This window comes from Thermodesulfobacteriota bacterium (genome assembly GCA_025062045.1).
Taxonomy (GTDB): Bacteria; Desulfobacterota; Syntrophorhabdia; order Syntrophorhabdales; family JANXAF01; genus JANXAF01.
On the sequence record JANXAF010000003.1, the window covers coordinates 139,442 to 159,429 of the forward strand.

Genomic DNA, 19,988 nt, shown 5'->3' on the forward strand with positions numbered 1-19,988 from the left:
CCTTATTCTCCGAGTTTTTCAAGAAGCGAGGCTAATTCTACACCATCTTCCGGAAAAAAAACTAGTCTTGACTGAACAGCCTCCTCTTTTCTTTCGAACTTGGTTTTTCCGTTGTAACATTCGTAGATGGCCTTAAAAATAGTATAATCGATTATCTTTGCCGTATTTTTCACACTCGATGGGTCCTTCCTCGGAAAAATTAGGTAGAATTTCCCCCCGCTCTTCCTTGCCACAAAAGAGGTCCCTCCTGAAATATTCACTATTAGATGGTAGGCCTTTCTCAAGACTTCTTCGGTAAAGTCTATGCCCCTTTCACGGTTAAACGTCCGGATATTCAGTAACGCAACCTTAAGAAGAGCAAATTTTATCGGTTTTTTTATAAGCTCTTCGGCAATACGCAAAAAGTAATTAAACTGCAAAGCACCCGTCACGGGATCTGCCTCTTTTAATTTCTCAAGGTACTCCTTTGTCCATAATGCCGAATAGTACATTGAAAGCATTGTAGAGATGTCCCTCAAAGTGGTAATGGAACTCTCAAAGAGCGGTCTATTTTTACTTGTTGCGAATCCTAAGACGCCAAAGACGATGTCTTCGACAAGAAGAGGAAAACCGAAAAATTGTCGGGCTCGAAAGACTTCACCTTCAAAAATTAGAGGTTTCTCCTTGAAATACCCAGTGTCGAAGGGAAGAAGGAGTTCACCCCCTCCCTCTATGACGCTTGAGGCTATGCTTTCCCCAATGGGAGAGATTCTGCCGTTATACTCGGTTGCTCCAATTCCAACCGCGTCCTTTATTTCGAGTTTTCTTCCCTTTTCCAACCCAACAAAGCACGTATCACCACCAGAAAGTCTAAGTGCTTCGAAGAGTAAATCTCGAATGGTTAGCTTTTTAGAAAGTAGATCTCTGAACATAGAGAATATAAACTTCTTTGTGTTAAGTTCGTTTATCTTTTCTTCCAGTTCCGAACCTTTATCCTCCTCCTCTATCTCCTCGATTATAAGGGGAATGAATCCGGCTAAATTTTTTTTCTCCTTATCCGTGAAGGAATACTTCTTTTTACTGTCAAGACATATAACCCCTACTTCTCCTATAGGATAGGCCATAAAAGACTTTATCTCCTCATCTTTCTCGTAGTAGCCGAGAGCTCCGGTCTCAGTTGAAAAATTGGCTATTATGAGAGGTTCTTTATGCCTTAAGACCCATCCCGCCAAGCTTTCGTCCAAAGAGAGGGTTTTCCATTTTGTGAAGTTTGTGGAAAGTGTATAGAAAGAAAGACATCTAAGTGCGTTACTTTCTCTTTTGTAAATGGCGACTGTGTGTGCCTCGTAGATATTGAAGATAAGCCTGCAAAGACTGTCAAGCCTTTTCATAGACTGAAATCCAACTTTTCGTATTTAAAAACACCATCTGGGTTTATCTTTTGAAGGAGCGAGCAAAATGCACATTTTTCACCGACGGATGGATAATTGCACAATCTGCAATAGTTCGAAGGCTTCTCTTTGCAATCTTCAGTCTCTTTCTCGACCCTTTTGAGATAACCTTTAACAAAATTAAGCTTTGTTCCGGGAGACTCATTCTCTATTCTATTTAAGATCTCTTTGTATAGAAGGGTCTTAGCACCTACCGAGTAAGGACACTCATCTTGTACATAATCTATGCCGTTTAGTAAAGCATACGCGGCTATTTCTCTCTCGGATAAGAGAAAGAAAGGTTTTATTTTCCTTGAAAGGCGGTCTTTTTCAGCTTCCAAAGCTATATTTTTCTTCCAAAGGTAGGGTTCCTTCCAGTATAAGAGGTTTCCCAAAAGAGAAGAAGCTTCGTCGTCTAGATTGTGCCCCGTTGCCAGAGAGTCATATTTTTCTTCGAGGGCAACCCTGTTCATTATGTACCTTTTGATGGTTCCACATGCAGAGCAGCTCTTTCTCCTCATAGTATGGGATAATTCTCTGATACCTTTTTCGAATATCTCTTTTAGACGGACAACGAAAAGCTTTCCACCTATTTTTTTTGCGAAATTGACAGCCTTCTCCAAAGAGATATCAGAGTATCTGTCTATGCCCAAATGAATGTAAAGCCCATCCGATTTATAGCCGAGATTTTTTAAAATGTGCCAGAGCGAAAGACTGTCTTTCCCACCAGAGACAGCGACGAGAACCGACTCCCCCTCTTTTAGCAAGGCAAAGGTTCGAATAGTTTCTTTTGCCCTTCTTTCCACAAACGACAAGAAGTGGTCAGAACAGAAGGCTGTGTTATAGGCCCTTATTTTTATCACAGCCTTACTGTTACAGAACCTGCATCTCAACCGCCAGAAACCACCTTGACAATTTTTACAATGTCACTATTTTTTACGACTTCTTCCTCTGTGGCAAGCCTTCCATTTACAAGGACGAGAAAACTTTCGGGATTGAGGGAAAGCCTCTCAAGTAATCTTTTTACCGTAGTAGGCTCATCGATATCGATTCTCTTTCCCTCGAAATCACAAGGCATGAGAATTGATAACATATAAAGCCTTAATTTTCAAGGGCCTTATAGCAAGATTGCTAAAAAAAGCCTCTTTTCAATCTTGTTTTTTATAACCCTTTTTTGATCTCGTCGAATACGTTGAACTCCGGAAAAGGTGATGGAGTAAAAGAGAGGGCGAAAATGAAAAAGATTAAAATTGCAAGAAACTTTCTCTTTCTGTCTAACTCCGTTTCCATATCGTACGGCTCAGGATGCCTCATTCCAAAAATCATAAGAAGCAAAACTAAAGCTAGCCATCCGGGATTGTAAAAAACCGAAAGAAGAATCATAAATACCATCGTACCAAAATAGATTACCCTCGAGCTCGGACCGAAGATAGCATAAATTACGTGACCGCCATCCAGCTGACCAACAGGGAGAAGATTTAAGGCTGTTACAAATAGACCTACCCATCCGGCGTATCCAAAAGGGTGAAGCACTATATCGTAGCCGGAGGGAAGCTCGCCAAAGAGGATCCTTTGCACTATCTTGAAGAGGTAGGGATCTCCAAGCCTTATAAATCCTGGTCCCTCTGGAATCTTCTGTACGTTCGAGAGTTTCATTCCGATTACAGTAAATGGTAAGGAAAAAATAAAACTCATTATAGGACCCGCAACGCCGATATCGAAAAGGGCTTTTTTGTTTATTATTATTCCTTTCATTTTTATTATGGCGCCAAACGTTCCAAATGGAGAAAGAGGAAAGGGGATGAAATAGGGGAGACTCGCAGGAATCCCGTATCTTTTGCTCATAAAGTAATGGCCCATCTCATGGGCAAGAAGGATAGTCATTATGGCAAAGCTGTACTGCGGACCTCCAACGAGTGTGGTGGATAGAACGGTAAGTATAAAGAGGATGAGCTTAAACATCGAAGCCCCTAAGAAGGATCAATTCGAGTAGCGTTCTTTCAAACTTAGTTCCCGTTTTTAACTTTAGATCGTATGTACCAAGCGACCTCAAAAGGTCTTTGAGCCGAATAAGCGACACTCTACTAGCAAAAGCAGCAATATTCATTGCATGCCTTGGGTTTAGACTTAAAAAGTAATTTTTTTTGTCTTCCGAAGGAACAGGGTACGTCTGCTTTATACCGTAGAACTTTCTCATAAATGAACTTTCCGAATTGTAAGGGTCTAAAAGATGGGAGAAGTCCTTTGCCTGTAAAAGGAGCCTAAGTATGCGTGATAAATATGAACTTACGATCAAAGGGGCAAGGCCCCTATCAAGAAGGCCGTTAAGTACTTTTGTAGCCTCTTTTCGATCCCCACCTTTTATAGCATCGAAGAGGCGGGATACGTCGGCTTCGTCGGAAGACGTGACGATCCTTTCAACGTCCTTCGATTTGATCTCCGTTCTCTCGCCTACATAGTTTACAAGCTTCATAAGCTCAGCCTCTAGAAAGTCCGAATTTCCCACTCGCCTAGTAAAGAGTAAGAAAGCCTTATCTGTCATGGTCTTTTGGTGTTTCTTCAGAAATGAAAGCACACTTTTTTTCAAATCTCTCTCCGTTTCATCAGCCCTCTTTGAGATTGTCCTATCGTCCTCTTTTACCTCGTATATAACGACCCAGATCTTTTTGCTTACCTCGTCAATCTGATCCTTTAGAACCTTTAACGTGTCTCTTTGAGGATCGACAAGGACTAAAATCAAGTTTTCTTCAGGGAACAATGAAGAATAGATTTTCATTATCGCATTTTTTATCTCCTCTCTTTCTGCAACAAGGACCTTAGGAAAATGGTGTAATCTTCTTGCCGTCTCACGAATGTCTGATACTAGTTCACCTTTCTGAACCGATCTGATTAGAATACCGGCCACGACGTTTTCACGCTGGTCTTACTTTAAAGGTGGGATGCGGACGATAAATTTTGTCCCTTTCTCCTCTTCACTGTGTATCTGAATATCTCCTCTTGCTCTTTCTAAGATGACTTTAACACAACTCAACCCGAAACCCAATCCTTCCACATTACCATCTTTTTTCAGACCCATATGAGCGAACCTTTTAAATATACATTCCTTTTTTTCCTGGGTTATGCCAGGACCATCGTCTTCGACTTGAATATATAAGTCCCTATCGCCAAAAACGTTGATCACGACATTCTTTCTTCTGTACTTAAGTGCGTTACTAAAGAGATTCCTCATAATTTGCAACACCTTTGTACGATCGTGGAAGAAGTCTTCATTTAAATACCTTCCCTCAATTGTCACAAATATGCAAGCATTTTGGAGCTCGGATATGAAATTTTCGTCGTCCTGACAAAGATAAAGCCTTTCCGCCAATTCAGGAAGTTGCAGATCGAGTACTTCTATGAGTGCTTCTTTTATCGCGTCTTTGACAGAAAAGTAAGAACCGTCAAATCTTCCCTCTTCGGATTTTAAAGCCTCCACCATCTCTGAAAGGAGATACTGCGCCTTTTTTGCATTTCTTAGAGTCCTTTTGAGCACTTTTTTCTGCTCTTCTGTGAGTTTTCCGTACCTCTCTTCCTTAAAGAGAAGGTTTGTAAGGTCACTATTGATTATAGAGATAGGACCCCCAAGGTCGTGGACAAGAAGATCGTGTAGACTTTCTTTCTTTCGCACAGCGAGTAATATGTTCTAAAATTATGAAAGGTTTGTCAACAAGCTACCCAAGCTTTTGCGCGAAAAAAGCTTCTGTGGTATAAGTTTTAAGGCAATGGAAATCTTCGTTCTTATGGATAGCGCTTTCTTCGGAAGGGGTGTATTCGGAATATTTACGAGTATGGAACTTGCTACAAGTTACAGAGACTCCATCGACGATGTGATCTCTTGGTGGGAAATAAAAAAGTTAAGTTTGATCGGCGGAGAACCTGACGACGAAAAGGTGTACGCCGCCTACACTTATTATGAACTTTACGACTGTTATAGCCTCGAAGGCATCTACGCAAACGGAGAAGACGCGAAGGAAGCTGTTGGGAAAAAAGGCATGGTAGTCGAGTTCGTTCTGGATCGTCCTAATCAAAAAAGACTCCTTCTTGAAACTTAAGGTTTCTCCTTCTCGATCCCGTACTTTTTCATCTTGTACCTCAACATTCTTTCACTTAACCCTAAAATCTTCGCAGCCTTCGTCTGAATCCAGTTACTTTCATCTAAGGCCTTAATTATCATGCTTTTTTCGATAGATTCGGTAAATTCTCTAAGTGTTGTTTTTTGCTCCAATTTAGAGCTTTGAGGAAGCCCAAAAAGGTCCTCTGTCTTTATGTACTCGTCCCTTGTGAGAACTACTGCCCGTTCAATTATGTTTTCGAGTTCTCTCACATTTCCGGGATAGTCGTGTTTCAAAAGAGTGTCTCTTGCTTCCCTCGATATGCCTTTTATGTTCTTTTTATGCTTCAAACTATATTTTTTTATGAAATGCTCAACAAGGGGCGGTATGTCCTCTTTTCTTTCTCTCAAAGGCGGAATGTATATCCTTATCACGTTCAGTCTAAAGTAGAGGTCCTCACGGAATAACCCTTTTTTAATAAGCTCTTCTAAGTTTTTATTAGTTGCGGCAAGAATTCTCACATCAACCTTTATCGGCCTTATAGAACCAAGTGGGTGAATCTCTCTGTTTTGGATCACCCTTAGAAGCTTTGCCTGTATAGAAAGCGGCATATCACCAATTTCGTCAAGAAAAATGGTTCCTTTCTGTGCCAATTCAAATTTTCCAGGCTTTCTTTGGTATGCACCGGTGAACGCCCCTCTCTCATATCCAAATAGCTCACTTTCTAGCAATGTTTCTGGAAAAGCTGCGCAGTTAACCTTCACGAGCGGGTGCTTAGCCCTATCACTCAACGCATGCATAAGATCAACAACTACCTCTTTCCCCACGCCGCTTTCGCCTTCTATAAGACATGTGGAATCAGTTTTTGCAACCCTTACTATTAGGCTTGCCACCTCCTTCATGCTTACGCTTTCAAAAATGAAGTCCTCGGTTTTGAGTCTTTCCTTCAACGTCTCCCTTAGGATTCTGTTTTCCGAAATGAGAGCTCTTTTTTCTTCTAACTTTTTCAGTTTTATCAGTAGATCTTCGAAGTTTATAGGTTTTGTTAGATAATCCTCTGCGCCGGATTTTAATGCCTGAACAGCACTCTCTACACTTCCGTAAGCAGTTACAATTATGATACTCAGTTCGGGGTCCTCTTTTTTGAGTTCTCTCACGAGAGTGACCCCGTCTATGTCAGGAAGCCTAAGATCGAGAATGCAAAAATCGATAGGTAACCTTTTTACTATCTCCAATCCATCGTAGGCCTTTTCTGCTTCGTAGACTGTGTACCCATCCTGTCTTAAAAGGTGGCAAAGGAGCTCCCTTTGGAGTCTTTCATCTTCTATAACGAGTACATTAGCCATAATTGAGCCTTTTTTCTAATTGGGAAATAGGATGGAAACTTTTGTTCCTTTCCCTTTCATACTTTCAACCTTTATTTCGGCTCCGTGGTCTTTAAAAATCGCGTAAGATATTGGGAGTCCAAGTCCTAGCCCCTTTTCCTTCGTTGAGTAGTGGTACTCGAATATCTTTTCTAGATCCTCACGATCTATTCCGCAGCCACTATCCTTTATGGAAATCACAAGACCCTTGTCTGTCTTTCTTGCGTCGATTTTTACAAAACCACCGTTTTCTGTGGCCTCTATTCCATTCAAGATAACGTTTATAAAGGCCTGTTTGAGTTTTTGCCTCCGACCTGATATTTTGAGGCCTGGCGGGACAAGATTTTGAAGCTCTACCCCTCTCATTTTTGCCTTCTCCTCAAGAACTAGGATAATGTCATCCATGAGAACTTTTAAATCGAGATTCTCCTCTTTCGTCTCCTTTTTAGAAACCACGATAAACTCCTCAACAATTCGATTTATCCTTAGTACTTCATCTTCCACCGCCCCGAGAAACCTCTCGAATTCCACTCTGCGTGAGTCATTTGGCAGAAAATCTCTTCCTAGCCTTTTCAAAGATAGGGAGATAGCGTTTAGTGGATTTCTTATTTCATGAGCCATGGCGGATGAGAGTAACCCAAGGGACATAAGCCTTTCGTTTCTAGCCTTTTCTTTTTCGATCTCGATCATCTTAATTTTTAGTCGCTTCTCAAAGAAAAGTATAGCAGAGATTGCAAGCAAACTTATGCCAAGGAGGAGGAATAGCGTAAATACCACCATAAAACTCATTCTTTTTATTGTTTCGTCTATGATGTTTCGAGTAAGTAGAATCTCTACCGAATAACCCCTAAAGTAATTTGATTCAAGCCTTTTAAAGTACCTGTAAAGTCCGTCATGAGACTGGCAAGCTATGTAATAAGGCCGGCCATCCGCATCGTAAATATTGATGCCTTTGAGCTTCAATCTTTCCATCTCTCTTTCGACAATTTTTTTTAATATCGATTTTCTTTTCAGCTCGAGCATTTCATCTTTAGTGAGAGATAGAATCACTATCCTATCTTGAAAATTAAAGCCCAAAATCACATAGGATCCCTTTTCCTTCATTTTAAAAAGAATACGATCCTTTCCCGAAAGCAGACTTTTTAAAAGGTCAGTTTCGTCCTTTATCTTTCCCTTTCTTTCTATGGGAAATCCTTTTGAATCAAAAATGGTGTATGTGGCTACGGGAGCATCTCTTTTTTCTTGAAATGCTTTTATCACCTCATCAAGAAGTTCCTCGATTAGTACCTCCTCGTAGGTTATAAGATCGAGAAATGCCTGGGTTAAAAAAATGTTCGAGTGTTCTATAAGGTCGAGGTACCCAAAAGTTAAGTCTATCTCCCGGGCCAAATGGCGGTGTATGATTTCGGCTTCTTTGACGAGAAGATCTTCCATACTCTTTTTTATGTTGGCAATCTGAGCATAACCAATAAACACGACAATTCCAAAAAGTGCACAAAGGATACAAAAAAGATAGACCGATCTTTTTCTCGCAGTGAAGTTAAACATTACTCAAAGATGCGTTTTAACCGTCTTCTCTCATTTTTGCAGAAATCTTCAAAAATTCTCCTTTGGTGGGGATTGAGAACGGAGCTAATCTCGTCTTTATACCTTTCGTAGAGCATCTCCCTTTTTAATTTTAGATCTCCGATCTCACGCCTAATCCTTAGTATCCTTACCCTATTGGCATCCCCTTTTTTCATTTCATGTATCATCTCGAGTCTTTTCCGTAAAAGTTCCTCCCTTGTTGCTAAAATTTCTTGGAGGTACCTTTTTTTTATCTCTTCTATCTTAATTTTCTGGTCCAAGCTCAGACCGAGCTCCTTTTCTAAATCGTGATCCTGTGCAAGAAGGGGGAAAGAAAAAAAGAAAAGAAAAAGAATGTGTAAACTAAACCTTTTTTTTATTTTAACAATCTCGAGCAATTTGGCCAACATTGAGACTCTATTATAACGCGAGGATGAGGAAATAAAAAAGGGCCAGAAGGCCCCACAAAAAGAAGAACTTTGAAGTCCGATTGAGCTATCCACACCTAAAAAACCGTCCAAAGCGACAGTCCCTCATTTTTTCCAACTCGCTTGGTGAAAAAAGCTTCCTCTCTTCTAGTTTGCGTTCCAAAATTTTCTCCCTGAGCCTTTCAAGAAGGCTGGCCAATTCTTTATGCTTAGCCCTTATTTCTTCTTCTTTTGCCTGAGGATCGAAATAGAGCCTTCGAAGCTCCATCTTTGTTTTGATGATCTCTTCCCTTAATAGCTCGGCTTCTTTTCTAAATCTTTCTCTTATTTCTTTCAACCTTTCTAGCTTCTCTTTGGAAAGGTCGGCAAGGATTGGGATGTCACGTTTTTCCTTTAGGCATCCTATGAATCCTTGGGCATACGTATGACTTAAGCTTCCGAAAATGAAAAGAATTGCGATGAGCATTACTTTTAGGCTTTTCCGCATTTTCTGACCTCCTTCTTTATTAGCTCTTTAACTGAAATATAGCAAGGACCGTACCGAAAATGGCCTCTAGAAACAGAATGACTTAGGCTAAGATGTCGGAAGATTCTGTCGAGATTAAAAAAATGACTCGACATTTTTGTCGATCTTCGCTAATATTACCTTGTGACCAAGGTTGGGGTTTTTTTCCATCCGCATTTTGCCGAGATGGATTGGCCTGTGATTGGAAACAAGTACAAGAATTTTCCATTGATCCTTAAACGCTTTTCGGGGAGAGAAGACATCAGGATCTTTGAGCCTCCGGATCCGGACATTGAACTCATCCTTCTGGTCCACAAAAGATCTTATGTCGAATCGCTAAAGAGTATGTGGTATTTCAGAGCTGCCGCCCTTTCAGTCTCCGGGACTCATATGGCCTTAAAGATGATAAAGGAAGGGTTGATTAGAAACGCCCTCGTCTTTTCCTGTGCGGCCGGGCATCACGCAGAGAGAGACTCCGGATGGGGGGGAACGTATCTCTCATGTATAGGTCCTGCCGTTTACTCTTACTGGAAAGATTACGGTAGGGAAAGGTTCGCCATAATAGACACCGATAGCCACCACGGAAACGGGACGAGGGATATCTTTAGAAACGAACCGGATGTTCTCCATGTTTGTTTCTGTTCCATGAACAGAGTGGAAGGTCAGGGGGAAAAGGTAGATGTGGACGTGGGTTTTGAAATATCCGATGACGATTATCTTAGTCTCGTGGAAAGAGAATTCTACCCACGTGTTGAGGCCTTTAAGCCCTACGCCATATTTCACAACTTTGGACACGACACCTGTAGGGGCGACTACGGAGATCGGGGTTTGAGTGAAGATTTCTTTTTAAGACTTGCAAGACAGGTTAAGTCTTACGCATCCTCCCTGTGTGAGGGGAGATACATAGTTATAACCCACGGAGGAGCAAGAAGAGACGTAGCCGAATACATTTTTCCGGAGATCATAAACATTCTGGCGGAGTAAAAAGGAAGGGTTCGCAAAAAGAGTCTTAAGTTTTTTGAGATTTTTTTATCTCTAAGAAGTTCAGGCAGAGATACCCGCTTTGGTTCTGCCAGCATATTTTTGGTTCTTTCTTTGACCAGTCGTAGGTCACTCGATAAGAACCCTTATCAAGCGTGAGGATCTCCTTTTGTCTGAGATACTCACCCGCAAACCATATATCCTCTATGATTTCTCCGATGGGAAAATAGAGTAGGTCCCTAAATTCTTCATTTTCTTCTCCAAATGTTACGTAACTGCGCGATCCTTTCAAAGTGAGAAGTGTCGTTCCAAAAGGTCCTAAGATTTCGGCTCTGAAATCTGGGTAATTCAAGTTAAAACTGATAAATCCCTCAAATGAGAAACTGCTAGTAGCTACACTTAATTCGCAGTATGCAATTATAGTTGATGCATCTTTAGGCCACTCAGTTCGGTATATCTTTTTGGAACATGAACTAAAAATAAAAAGGATCAAAAAGACGCAGAAACCGAACCTACGCATAAAAACTACTGATTTTTTCTTTCAAGCCTTTCTTTGAGTTCTTTTAACTTCTTTTCCAAGTCCCGTTTTTTCTCCAACCTTTTTTCTAGCCTCAGAGACTTCTCAAAGTACTCGATAGCCCTCTCCAAGTTACCAAGAGCCATATACACATCCCCTAGATGTTCTAAGACAGTGGGATCATCCGGTAAAAGTTCGTAGGCCTTAAGTAACTGCTCTAGAGCTTCCTCTAGACGGCCCTGTCTATAATACACCCACCCAAGACTGTCTATTATGTATCCGGCATTCGGCTTTTTCTTTAAGGCTTTTTTTATCATCTCTTCTGCCTGCTCTAGGTTTACGTTTCTGTCGGCAAAAGTGTAGCCAATAAAGTTTAAAGCGTCCGCGTGCTCAGGATCTATCGAAAGTATTCTTTCCATGTATTTTAGTGCTTCTTCTGTTCGTCCAGATCTCTCGTACAACATCCCTAGGCCGTACAAAACCTCAATGTTTCGCTCGTCCAGTTTTTCAGCTTCCTTTAGGATTTCAATACCAACCTCGTAGTCCTCCTTTTCCTCGTAGAGCCAGGAAAGCATAAGGTACACGTCCGGTTTGTTTTTCAGCCTTGGGAAAAATTCTTTGAGTCTTTTTATCCCTTCGTCGACCATGTTAGCCTTTATGTAGAGGAACGTCAAGTGCCTTAGAGCTGTCGGAAACTCCTCCGAGTCAAGAGGAACTTTCAACAACTCCTCGATCGCGTTCTTGTATAATCCTTTCTCCCTCAGTGCCTGGCTGAGATACAACCTTACAGTTCCGTTGTTAGGGTCAGAGCCGAGAAAGAGGTTGAATTCACGGATTGCTTCATCGTAACGTCCCATTTCCATGTAAAGAAGACCTATCTTTACCCTAAAAGAGAGATCTTTCCTGTCGATTTCGGAAAGTTTCTCGAACTCAGATATGGCTTTCTCGTAGTTTTTCTCTCTCACGTATATGTTTGCGATTCTTGCCCTCACAGCCCTGTTTAGAGGATTGATCGTTAGAATTTTTTGATACGTCTCTTTGGCTTTCGCCAATTCCCCCTCTATCTCGTATACGGTTGCCAGATCGAAAAGCCCTATCTCGAAATTCGGTTTTATCTCAAGTAGTCTTATGAAGTATTCTTTTGCAGCTTTGTAATCCTTTAGTTCCGCCCTTATCCTTCCCAGATAGTACAGGGCAATTATATTTTCTGGATCGTAAGATAAGATCTTCTCGTAAATTTTTTGAGCATCTCCAAAAGCTCCCTGAAGTAACATTACCGATCCTAAATGGATGTAACACTCTGTATCATTCTCGAAGAACTCGGCACACTTTTCATACATTTTTTTTGCACCTTCTAGATTACCTTGCGAAGAGTAAAGTCCTCCAAGAATGATAAGAGCATTCCTATTTCTTGGATTGATCCTTAACGCCTCTTTGAGATGGAATTCGGCCCTTTTTAGGTCCCCCTTTCGGAGATAGAAACTGCCGAGTTCCTCCCTTAATTGGGAAGACGATGGATCAAACTTTATCGCTTGTTCTAGATCCGCTATAGCTTCATCGTAATTACCTTTGACGGCCTTATCGATTGCCCTAAGGAAATAGTATATTGCGGAAGAGTGATAAAAACCCCAAACTAGTGCTGGAGAGAAAAAGAGAAGAAAAAGAAGGATCCATTTTTTCACACCCTCATAATACCATACGGTAGGATGGAAAATCTAGGAAGGCAAACCGAAGCAAGGAGATTCCATCCTTGCTTCGGTTTGCTGTCAATCTAATTTAGGCAGCTTTCGATATTTTTACGGCTGTAAATTTGAGTTCAGTAATCTTACATTCGGGGTCGAAACTCGTGCCTGTTAAGACATTCACGGGAGAATTGGGGTAGTGGAAGGTAGTAAAGACAGTCCCTTTTTGAACTCGGTCCGTCAGTTTAGCTTTGAGAAGTACGGACCCTCTTCTACTTTCTACTTTTACATTCTCCCCATCTTTTATCCCCAGATACTCAGCATCCTTCGGGTTCATCTCTAGGGTTGCTTCAGGAGCCAAGCTGTTTATGAGAGCTGACTTTCCGGTCATCGTTGCGGAATGGTAGTGATAATAGTGTCGGCCGATGATTAGTACAAATGGAAAGTCGTCATCCAAGGCGTCAGCTGGGGGCCTATATTCAACCGGTAAGAATAGACCCTTTCCCCTTACTATCCCACCCACATGAAGGATAGGCGTTCCAGGATGGTCTTCCGATGGGCATGGCCAATGGATCCCGCCCTGTTCTAATCGCTCGTAAGTTATCCCGGCGTATTGCGGCGTAACTTTCCTTATCTCTTCAAAGACATCTTTTGGCGATTTGTAGTCCATCCAATAGCCCCACTTGTTTGCGAGCATCATTATGATTTCCCAATCCGGCTTTGCACCATCAGGCGCTGGAATGACTCTTCTTACTCGCTGAACCTTTCTTTCCGTATTTGTAAAAGTCCCGTCCTTCTCAAGGAAGGAACACGCAGGAAGTACAACGTGGGCAAGCTTTGCAGTCTCTGTTAAAAATATGTCCTGGACAACCAAAAACTCTAAAGATTCGAAAGCCGTCCTTACATGGTTCAAATCCGGGTCCGTAACAAGTGGATTCTCCCCCATTATGTACATGGCCTTTATTTTGCCTTCTTGCGCGGCTTCCACCATCTCAGTTAAGGTTAAGCCAGGGCTTTCCGGCAATTTATGTCCCCATGCCTCTTCGAACTTCTCTCTTATTTGGGGTATATCGATTCTCTGATATCCTGGGTAAACATTAGGAAGCCCCCCCATGTCACAGGCACCCTGAACATTGTTCTGTCCCCTAAGCGGATTTATACCTGATCCAGGCCTACCTATGTGCCCACAGAGAAGGGCTAAATTAGAAAGAGCCTTCACATTATCTGTTCCGTGGGAATGTTGTGTAAGACCCATGCAGTAAACTATGGAAGCCCTTTCGGCAGAAGCATACATTTTTGCAACTTTAATTAACTCTTCCTTCGTTATTCCTGTTATCTGCTCGACAAGGTCCGGGTTATATTTCTCAACGGTCTTTTCGAAAGCTTCGAAATTATCAGTGTTAGCTTCGATAAATTCCCTCTTGTGCAAATTTTCCTTTATTATTATGTGGCAAAGGCCATTAATTAGGGCGACATCAGTCCCGGGCCTTATTTTTAAGAACACGGTAGCTTCCTCTGTTAAATCTATCGCCCGCGGGTCAATAACTACAAGCTTTACACCCCTGTATTTTGCCAAGTGTTTAAGCCACATCCCTATAACAGGGTGATTCTCGGTAGGATTACTTCCAGAAACTATTATCACCTCCGAATTTTTTAGGTCATCAATGTTATTGGTCATTGCACCAGAACCGAGTGTTGTGGCAAGCCCTGCCACCGTAGGAGAGTGTCAGAGTCGGGCACAGTGGTCCACGTTGTTTGTTCCTATAACTGCCCTCATAAACTTCTGAAACAGATAGTTGTCTTCATTCGTGCATCTGGCGGAGCAGAGCCCTCCAATAGAGTTGCTGCCATAAGTTTCCTTTATCTCCGAAAACCTCCTTACGATGAGATTTAAGGCTTCGTCCCACGTTGTCTCGATAAAGGTGTCTCTTACCCGAATAAGGGGCTTTGTAAGCCTTTCTTTGCTCATCGCAAACTCGTAGGCAAATCTGCCTTTGACGCACAAGGTCCCTTTGTTTGGTCCGTTGGTGCCGTCTGCCGTAACCTTGATGATCCTTTTGCCCAAAACGTGAAAATCAAGAACGCAACCCACTCCGCAGTATCCACATACGGTTTTGACTCTCTTCGTTTGCCAAATTCTCCCCTTTATCGGACTTACGTTTTCGGTCAAGGCCCCGACTGGGCATACGGACAAGCACTCTCCGCAACTTATGCACTTTTGCGGATTTACGGCCTCTATTTTCGCTTCCATACCTTGTCCAACGATGTCTAGCACCTCCCTGCCAACCCATTCTCTGCAAACCCTCACACATCTCTGACAGAGGACACACCGCGCTGGATGATGTTTTATTGCTTGAGTGGCCCACCCATTTCCGTTCTTTTTCGGTTTCAGTTTAGGAAGGGTGACCTTTTCGATCTCATATTCGTATACCAAATCCTGTAAAACGCATTCCCCTGCTTTGTCACATATCGGACAGTCAAGAGGATGATTCATAAGCAAAAGTTGGAGGATCTCCCTTCTTATGTTTTTAATTCTCTCTGTGTGCGTAAAAACCCTCATTCCGTCAGAAACGTAACTCTCACACGCCGGAATCGGTTTTTCGAACCCTTCAACCTCGACTACGCAGATCCTACATGAACCAATAGGAAGCACTTTCTCGAGATAGCAGAGTGTAGGAATCCTAATACCGGCCCTTTTCGCGCACGCAAGGATAGTCTCGTTTTCTTTTGCCTTGATTTCTTTCCCGTCGATGTAAACTATCATCGCCTGGCCCCCTCCTTTTGATTATGGCTAGCTCTTTACGCGAGCGGCCAAAAATGAATAAGAGACGACTTGGAAGGCTGGGCCTCCGAAAATTTGAAAATCCATTACCTTCCCAGCTTGGCTTTGAACTTTTCTATAAGCTTTGGAATCACCTGATAGAGGTCTCCCACTATCCCAAACGTGGCAATTTTAAATATGGGAGCATCAGGGTCTTTGTTTATGGCCACGATACAGTCTGATGTCCTCATACCGGCAAGATGCTGGATTGCGCCAGAGATACCACAAGCGATGTAAAGTTTAGGCTTTACAGTCTTTCCTGTCTGTCCGACCTGATGTTCGTATGGGATCCATCCAGAATCTACAGCCGCTCTAGATGCCCCAACAGCCCCACCTATAAGATCTGCAAACTCCTTAAGGAGATTAAAGCCTTCGGGTTTTCCGACTCCTCTTCCCCCTGAAACTATAATGTCTGCCTCGACCAGATTTACTGTAACTGCTGATTTAACAAAATCGAGGATTTTGATTAGGGCGTCCGATTCTCCAATTGACACACTTTCCTTTATGATCTCTCCTTCCTGACCGTCCTTTTTTTCGGGCATTTCGAAAGCTTTCGGCCTCACAGTAACGAGTTTAGGAGTAACTCTTTCATTTGCCACTGTGACGTTGAATCTTCCACCAAAGGCGGACCGAACCATCTTTAAAACATTACCGTCATGGTAAACATTTATAGCATCGGCGCAAAGTCCAACCTGAAGTTTTCCCGCAACACCAGAGGAAAGGTCAGTTCCCTGCGTTGTGGATCTAAAGAGGACGATGTCTGGTCCATACTTACTTATAAGTTCGCAGGCAGATTTAGTGAAAAGGTCACTTCTAAAACTTTTAAGAAGAGGGTTAGATACAACGTAAACCTTTTCGGCCCCGTACGAGAAGGCTTCTTTTGCAAGAGGGTCAACATTTTCTCCGATTATCAGCGCACAGACCTTCCCGCCTCTTTCCTGAGCAAGTTTTTTACCTATTCCTAAAAGTTCGAAAGAGAGTGGGGATGCAACACCGTCTTTATGCTCTATGTATACCCAAACGTCTCCCATTTTTTCCTCCTTACTTTATAATTTTGAGATCAAGTAGCTTGGAAACCAAAGTTTCTGCTATCTCTTCTAAATCACCTTTGAGTATCTCTCCCTGTCCTTTTGGGGGTGGCACAGATATCTCTGTTACCCTTGTTGCTGAAGCTGCGAGTCCAATTTTGTCTTTTTCGAGCCCCAAATCATCGCAGTTCCACTTAGGTATTTCCATCTTAGCCGCTTTTCTGATACCCATAAGGTTTGGAAGTCTAGGCTCATTTATGCCCTTAATTACCGAAACAACAGCAGGTAATTTGCCTTCCACCACCTCAAATCCACCCTCGATTGCTCTCTCAACAACTATCCTTTTAGCCTTGAAGTCTATCTCCCTTATCTTTGCAACATAGGTAAGTGGAGTATAACCTAAGATCGAAGCGATTTCACCGGGCACGGCACCAGTGGAACCATCGGTTGATTGCCTACCCATAAAAACTATATCCACATCCCCTATCTTTTTTATGGCATTTGCCAAAGCGTATGCGGTACCGAAGGTGTCAGATCCTGAAAGCTGAGGATCGTTTATGTGGTAAACACCGTTCACACCCAGCGCAAGGGCATTTCTTAAAACCTCTTGGGCTCTTTCAGGTCCCATGGATATCGCATATATCTCGCAGTCGTATTTCTCTCTCGTAAGTAGTGCCTCTTCAATTGCAAACTCGTCAAAGGGATTTGTTATGGGGTCAATGGCATCCCTTTTTAGTACACCCTTCTCAGTATCCCATTTTATTTCGGCTTCGGTATCCGGGACCTGCTTGACACAAACAGCAATCTTCATCTTATACCTCCCCTGGAAGTTTATAAAAAATTTCACAATCTTTTATAACAAAAACTGGGGCTTGTCAACGAAAATCAGACCTTGAGGAGGGGGAAGAAATCGTCCCCAGGGGGATTTGAACCCCCGTTGCCGGCTTGAAAGACCGGTGTCCTGGGCCTGACTAGACGATGGGGACTTATGGGCCGTGGAGGACTCGAACCTCCGACTCTCTGCTTAAAAGGCAGATACTCTACCAGCCTGAGTTAACGGCCCGTGGCGTATAAGCATATGAAAATTCGGCCGTAAAGTCAAGAATAGAGGGTTAAGAAGATTCCTAACCGACAGAAACTTAGCTAAAATCTGCTCACTCTGTCTATTACCGTACCTTTCGAATCCCGTATCTCTATCATAAGAGGCATTCTTCCTGGAATTACGTGTGTTGCGCAACCAAAGCAAGGATCATAGGCACGAAATGCCATCTCCACATAGTTTAAGAGTCCTTCCTTGTCTTCCAATCTTCCCTTACTTATGAATGCCTTTGCAGCTTTTTTCACAGAGAGAGCTATGGGAGCAGCGTTGTGCTGGGTTGCAACGATAAGATTAACCCTTGTTACAATGCCTTTTCCATCTACTTCGTAGTCATGAATGAGAACCCCCCTACAGGCTTCCAAGCACCCCACACCTTTTCCTGTCAGTTCGTAGTTTGTGTTTCGTATATCTTTTCCAGTAAGGAGTGGATCATTCGCTATTTTTTGCATCTCCTCAGCAGCCTGCAAGGCCTCAATTAGTCTTGCCCAGTGATACGCCAAAGTGCTATGAACTGGCTTTCCCAAAAGGGAGACCATTTCTTCATGCTCCTTTTGAGCAAGGGGAGTGGCCATACCGTAACAGACGTTGTATCTCGCAAGGGGTCCCACTCGGTAAAGAGAAGAGTCCCACCCTTCTTTTATGCCCTTCCAGCCGAATCTTCTAAGATAGTTCAACTTCACATAAGTCCAAGGCTCAACCCATTCTGCAATATGCTCCACGTATTCCCTGGGATGAAAGAATGCGATTTCGTTTCCATCAGGATCCACAATCCTCAACATACCTTCATAATAACTTTGCCTCATATAGTCATCAACCATTCCCATATAGTAAGTTTTTAGTGTGTATGCATCACTCATTATCAGATCTAAATATTCGCGTCTTCCTAAAACCTTTTCTTTAAAAAGCTTAAGAGCATATATTGCAAATTTTACACACATATTCGCAGTTTCCAAAATGAAATTCCTGTCCTCCTCCTTTATGCCTTTCGAGACACCTCCTGGAAGCCCTCCTTCAGGGTGTGCAGGTTTACTTGCGATAAGCTTTATGATATTTCTTGTCCTTTTTCTAACTTCAATAACTTCTTTTGCCAATTCGACACCAAGTTCTTCAATGATCCCTAAAATGTTTCTCTTTTTTGGACTAGCATCGGGCCCAACTATGAAATCAGGTGCCCCGAGGAAAAAAAAATGCAAGAAATGGTCTTCCACGTAAGCCGCGCAAAGTTGCAGTTTTCTTATTAGTTTCGCTGTCGGTGTCGGAGCTGCCCCATAAATTACATCTAGAGCCTTAGTAGAAGCCAAATTGTGAGGAGTTGGACAGACACCGCATATGTTCGGAACTATCCTTGGCATCTCTTCTACTGGTCTTCCAATGCAGAACTTTTCAAAGCCCCTAAGCTCAGTGACCTGAAAGTAGGCCTCTTCCACGTCGCCGTCGTCATTCAAGAATATGTCGATCTTTCCGTGGCCTTCGAGCCTTGTTACTGGATTTATCGTTAGTCTTTCGCCCATTTTACCACCTACCTTTCTATCTTCTCTTTCGAATAATTGATGATCCAATTGTGAACCTATAAAAGTAACCTACGGGATCTGCGATACCGTCAATCACACGTCTTCTTTCTTCCTCAGTGTTTCCTTCCACAAGACAAGAAAGCATAGAAAGATACTTTGAACCCATATCCTTTAGAGCTTCTACGGGTCCCATACAACCCCTACAAGGTAGGTTTATATCGAGACAGACATTACCGCATCCGCTCCTTGTGGACGGTCCAAGACAGATAACACCCTGCGCAAGGAAGCATAGATTAGGATCTGCCTCTATCTCGTGTATCCTCTTTACGCTCCTTATCTCCAAGCGCTCAGGTTTTGTGTCGTTTCTTTGACATACAGCACAGAGTGCGACAGATGACGCAAGAGTAGTTCCTTTTGGAGGCAGGTCTCCTGATGATACTATGTTGAACATCTCCCTCACAAGGTCCGAAGAGGGTGGACAGCCAGGTAAGAAGTAGTCCACGTCCACAACCTCAGAGACAGGTTTCACTTCCTCGTAGAATTCGGGTAGGGTAAGGTGCCTACCATCTTTTAAGTAAGATGACAGGGGTGCATTCCTTTCAGGATTCACAACGGTTGGAGCGTCCCTGTAGACAAAACGGAATATATCGTCTTTCGTCAATAGATTTGCAAGTGAGGGAGTCCCTCCGAAGCAGGCGCACGCACCGAATGCCACAACATACGTTGACTTTTTCCTTAAGAGTTTTAGGATCTCGTAATTCTCTGAGTTTCTAACTGAACCGTTTATTACGCTCACAAAGATTTGACCATCCTTTAGAGTTTCGATCTCCTCATATTTAAAATCCATAGCCACGGGCCAAAGAACGATTTCGAATAAATCAGCAATCCTTAGGATATCTTCGTTTAGATCTAGGATAGTCTCATCACATCCTCCGCAGGCGCCGAGCCAGCATATGGCAATCTGAGGTTTCCCCATAACTTCCCTC

Annotated in this window: 19 protein-coding genes and 2 tRNA genes; 2 read left to right on the forward strand and 19 right to left on the reverse strand. The window is 42.6% G+C overall.

Features of this window, described 5'->3' with window-relative positions; all coding sequences use genetic code 11:
* Positions 1–2 precede the first annotated feature (2 nt).
* The 6 genes from NZ583_03535 to NZ583_03560 all read right to left on the reverse strand — a co-directional run bounded on the left by NZ583_03535 (position 3) and on the right by NZ583_03560 (position 5,076).
* The gene (locus NZ583_03535) at positions 3–1,370 is read right to left on the reverse strand and encodes a GAF domain-containing protein (protein MCS7280686.1); all 1,368 of its coding nucleotides are present in this window, start codon (positions 1,368–1,370) and stop codon (positions 3–5) included.
* Positions 1,367–2,272, reverse strand: coding sequence for a TIGR00269 family protein (locus NZ583_03540; protein MCS7280687.1), 906 nt, complete (start codon positions 2,270–2,272; stop codon positions 1,367–1,369). Before NZ583_03540 ends, NZ583_03535 begins: the two co-directional genes overlap by 4 nt.
* Positions 2,273–2,298: 26 nt before the next feature.
* Positions 2,299–2,502, reverse strand: coding sequence for a MoaD/ThiS family protein (locus NZ583_03545; protein ID MCS7280688.1), 204 nt, complete (start codon positions 2,500–2,502; stop codon positions 2,299–2,301).
* A gap of 68 nt (positions 2,503–2,570) precedes the next feature.
* Complete coding sequence (locus tag NZ583_03550) at positions 2,571–3,371, reverse strand: site-2 protease family protein (protein ID MCS7280689.1); 801 nt, start codon at positions 3,369–3,371, stop codon at positions 2,571–2,573.
* Positions 3,364–4,314: a hypothetical protein gene (locus NZ583_03555; protein ID MCS7280690.1), complete on the reverse strand. Its 951-nt coding sequence runs from the start codon at positions 4,312–4,314 to the stop codon at positions 3,364–3,366. The genes NZ583_03550 and NZ583_03555 overlap by 8 nt, the downstream gene beginning before the upstream one ends.
* Positions 4,315–4,332: 18 nt before the next feature.
* Positions 4,333–5,076 carry a sensor histidine kinase gene (locus tag NZ583_03560; GenBank protein ID MCS7280691.1) on the reverse strand — a complete coding sequence of 248 codons (744 nt, stop codon included), beginning with the start codon at positions 5,074–5,076 and terminating at the stop codon, positions 4,333–4,335.
* Between the two features lie 94 nt (positions 5,077–5,170).
* Between NZ583_03560 and NZ583_03565 the strand changes: the two genes are divergently transcribed.
* On the forward strand, positions 5,171–5,500 hold the full coding sequence (locus NZ583_03565; GenBank protein MCS7280692.1) for a hypothetical protein: 330 nt from the start codon (positions 5,171–5,173) through the stop codon (positions 5,498–5,500).
* Here the strand turns inward: NZ583_03565 and NZ583_03570 are convergent.
* The 4 genes from NZ583_03570 to NZ583_03585 all read right to left on the reverse strand — a co-directional run bounded on the left by NZ583_03570 (position 5,497) and on the right by NZ583_03585 (position 9,345).
* Positions 5,497–6,846, reverse strand: coding sequence for a sigma-54 dependent transcriptional regulator (locus NZ583_03570; GenBank protein ID MCS7280693.1), 1,350 nt, complete (start codon positions 6,844–6,846; stop codon positions 5,497–5,499). The genes NZ583_03565 and NZ583_03570 overlap by 4 nt on opposite strands.
* A 15-nt stretch (positions 6,847–6,861) precedes the next feature.
* Complete coding sequence (locus tag NZ583_03575; GenBank protein ID MCS7280694.1) at positions 6,862–8,412, reverse strand: ATP-binding protein; 1,551 nt, start codon at positions 8,410–8,412, stop codon at positions 6,862–6,864.
* Positions 8,412–8,840, reverse strand: a complete 429-nt coding sequence (locus NZ583_03580; protein MCS7280695.1) for a hypothetical protein — start codon at positions 8,838–8,840, stop codon at positions 8,412–8,414. The genes NZ583_03575 and NZ583_03580 overlap by 1 nt, the downstream gene beginning before the upstream one ends.
* Before the next feature lie 85 nt (positions 8,841–8,925).
* On the reverse strand, positions 8,926–9,345 hold the full coding sequence (locus NZ583_03585) for a hypothetical protein (GenBank protein MCS7280696.1): 420 nt from the start codon (positions 9,343–9,345) through the stop codon (positions 8,926–8,928).
* 162 nt (positions 9,346–9,507) lie between these two features.
* Here NZ583_03585 and NZ583_03590 point away from each other — a divergent pair, with 162 nt between their 5' ends.
* Complete coding sequence (locus NZ583_03590) at positions 9,508–10,347, forward strand: hypothetical protein (protein MCS7280697.1); 840 nt, start codon at positions 9,508–9,510, stop codon at positions 10,345–10,347.
* 25 nt (positions 10,348–10,372) lie between these two features.
* Here NZ583_03590 and NZ583_03595 read toward each other — a convergent pair whose 3' ends face one another.
* The 9 genes from NZ583_03595 to NZ583_03635 all read right to left on the reverse strand — a co-directional run bounded on the left by NZ583_03595 (position 10,373) and on the right by NZ583_03635 (position 19,978).
* On the reverse strand, positions 10,373–10,864 hold the full coding sequence (locus NZ583_03595) for a hypothetical protein (GenBank protein ID MCS7280698.1): 492 nt from the start codon (positions 10,862–10,864) through the stop codon (positions 10,373–10,375).
* A gap of 5 nt (positions 10,865–10,869) precedes the next feature.
* Positions 10,870–12,543, reverse strand: a complete 1,674-nt coding sequence (locus NZ583_03600) for a tetratricopeptide repeat protein (protein MCS7280699.1) — start codon at positions 12,541–12,543, stop codon at positions 10,870–10,872.
* Positions 12,544–12,637: 94 nt separating this feature from the next.
* The gene (fdhF, locus tag NZ583_03605; protein MCS7280700.1) at positions 12,638–15,307 is read right to left on the reverse strand and encodes a formate dehydrogenase subunit alpha; all 2,670 of its coding nucleotides are present in this window, start codon (positions 15,305–15,307) and stop codon (positions 12,638–12,640) included.
* 104 nt (positions 15,308–15,411) lie between these two features.
* Complete coding sequence (locus NZ583_03610) at positions 15,412–16,395, reverse strand: electron transfer flavoprotein subunit alpha/FixB family protein (protein ID MCS7280701.1); 984 nt, start codon at positions 16,393–16,395, stop codon at positions 15,412–15,414.
* 10 nt (positions 16,396–16,405) lie between these two features.
* The gene (locus NZ583_03615; protein MCS7280702.1) at positions 16,406–17,203 is read right to left on the reverse strand and encodes an electron transfer flavoprotein subunit beta/FixA family protein; all 798 of its coding nucleotides are present in this window, start codon (positions 17,201–17,203) and stop codon (positions 16,406–16,408) included.
* 100 nt (positions 17,204–17,303) lie between these two features.
* Positions 17,304–17,378, reverse strand: a tRNA-Glu gene (locus NZ583_03620).
* A gap of 3 nt (positions 17,379–17,381) precedes the next feature.
* A tRNA-Lys gene (locus NZ583_03625) sits at positions 17,382–17,455 on the reverse strand.
* Positions 17,456–17,535: 80 nt separating this feature from the next.
* A complete protein-coding gene (locus NZ583_03630; protein ID MCS7280703.1) occupies positions 17,536–19,002 on the reverse strand; it encodes a Ni/Fe hydrogenase subunit alpha in 1,467 nt (488 codons plus the stop codon).
* 16 nt (positions 19,003–19,018) lie between these two features.
* A complete protein-coding gene (locus NZ583_03635) occupies positions 19,019–19,978 on the reverse strand; it encodes an oxidoreductase (protein MCS7280704.1) in 960 nt (319 codons plus the stop codon).
* Between the last annotated feature and the right edge of the window lie 10 nt (positions 19,979–19,988).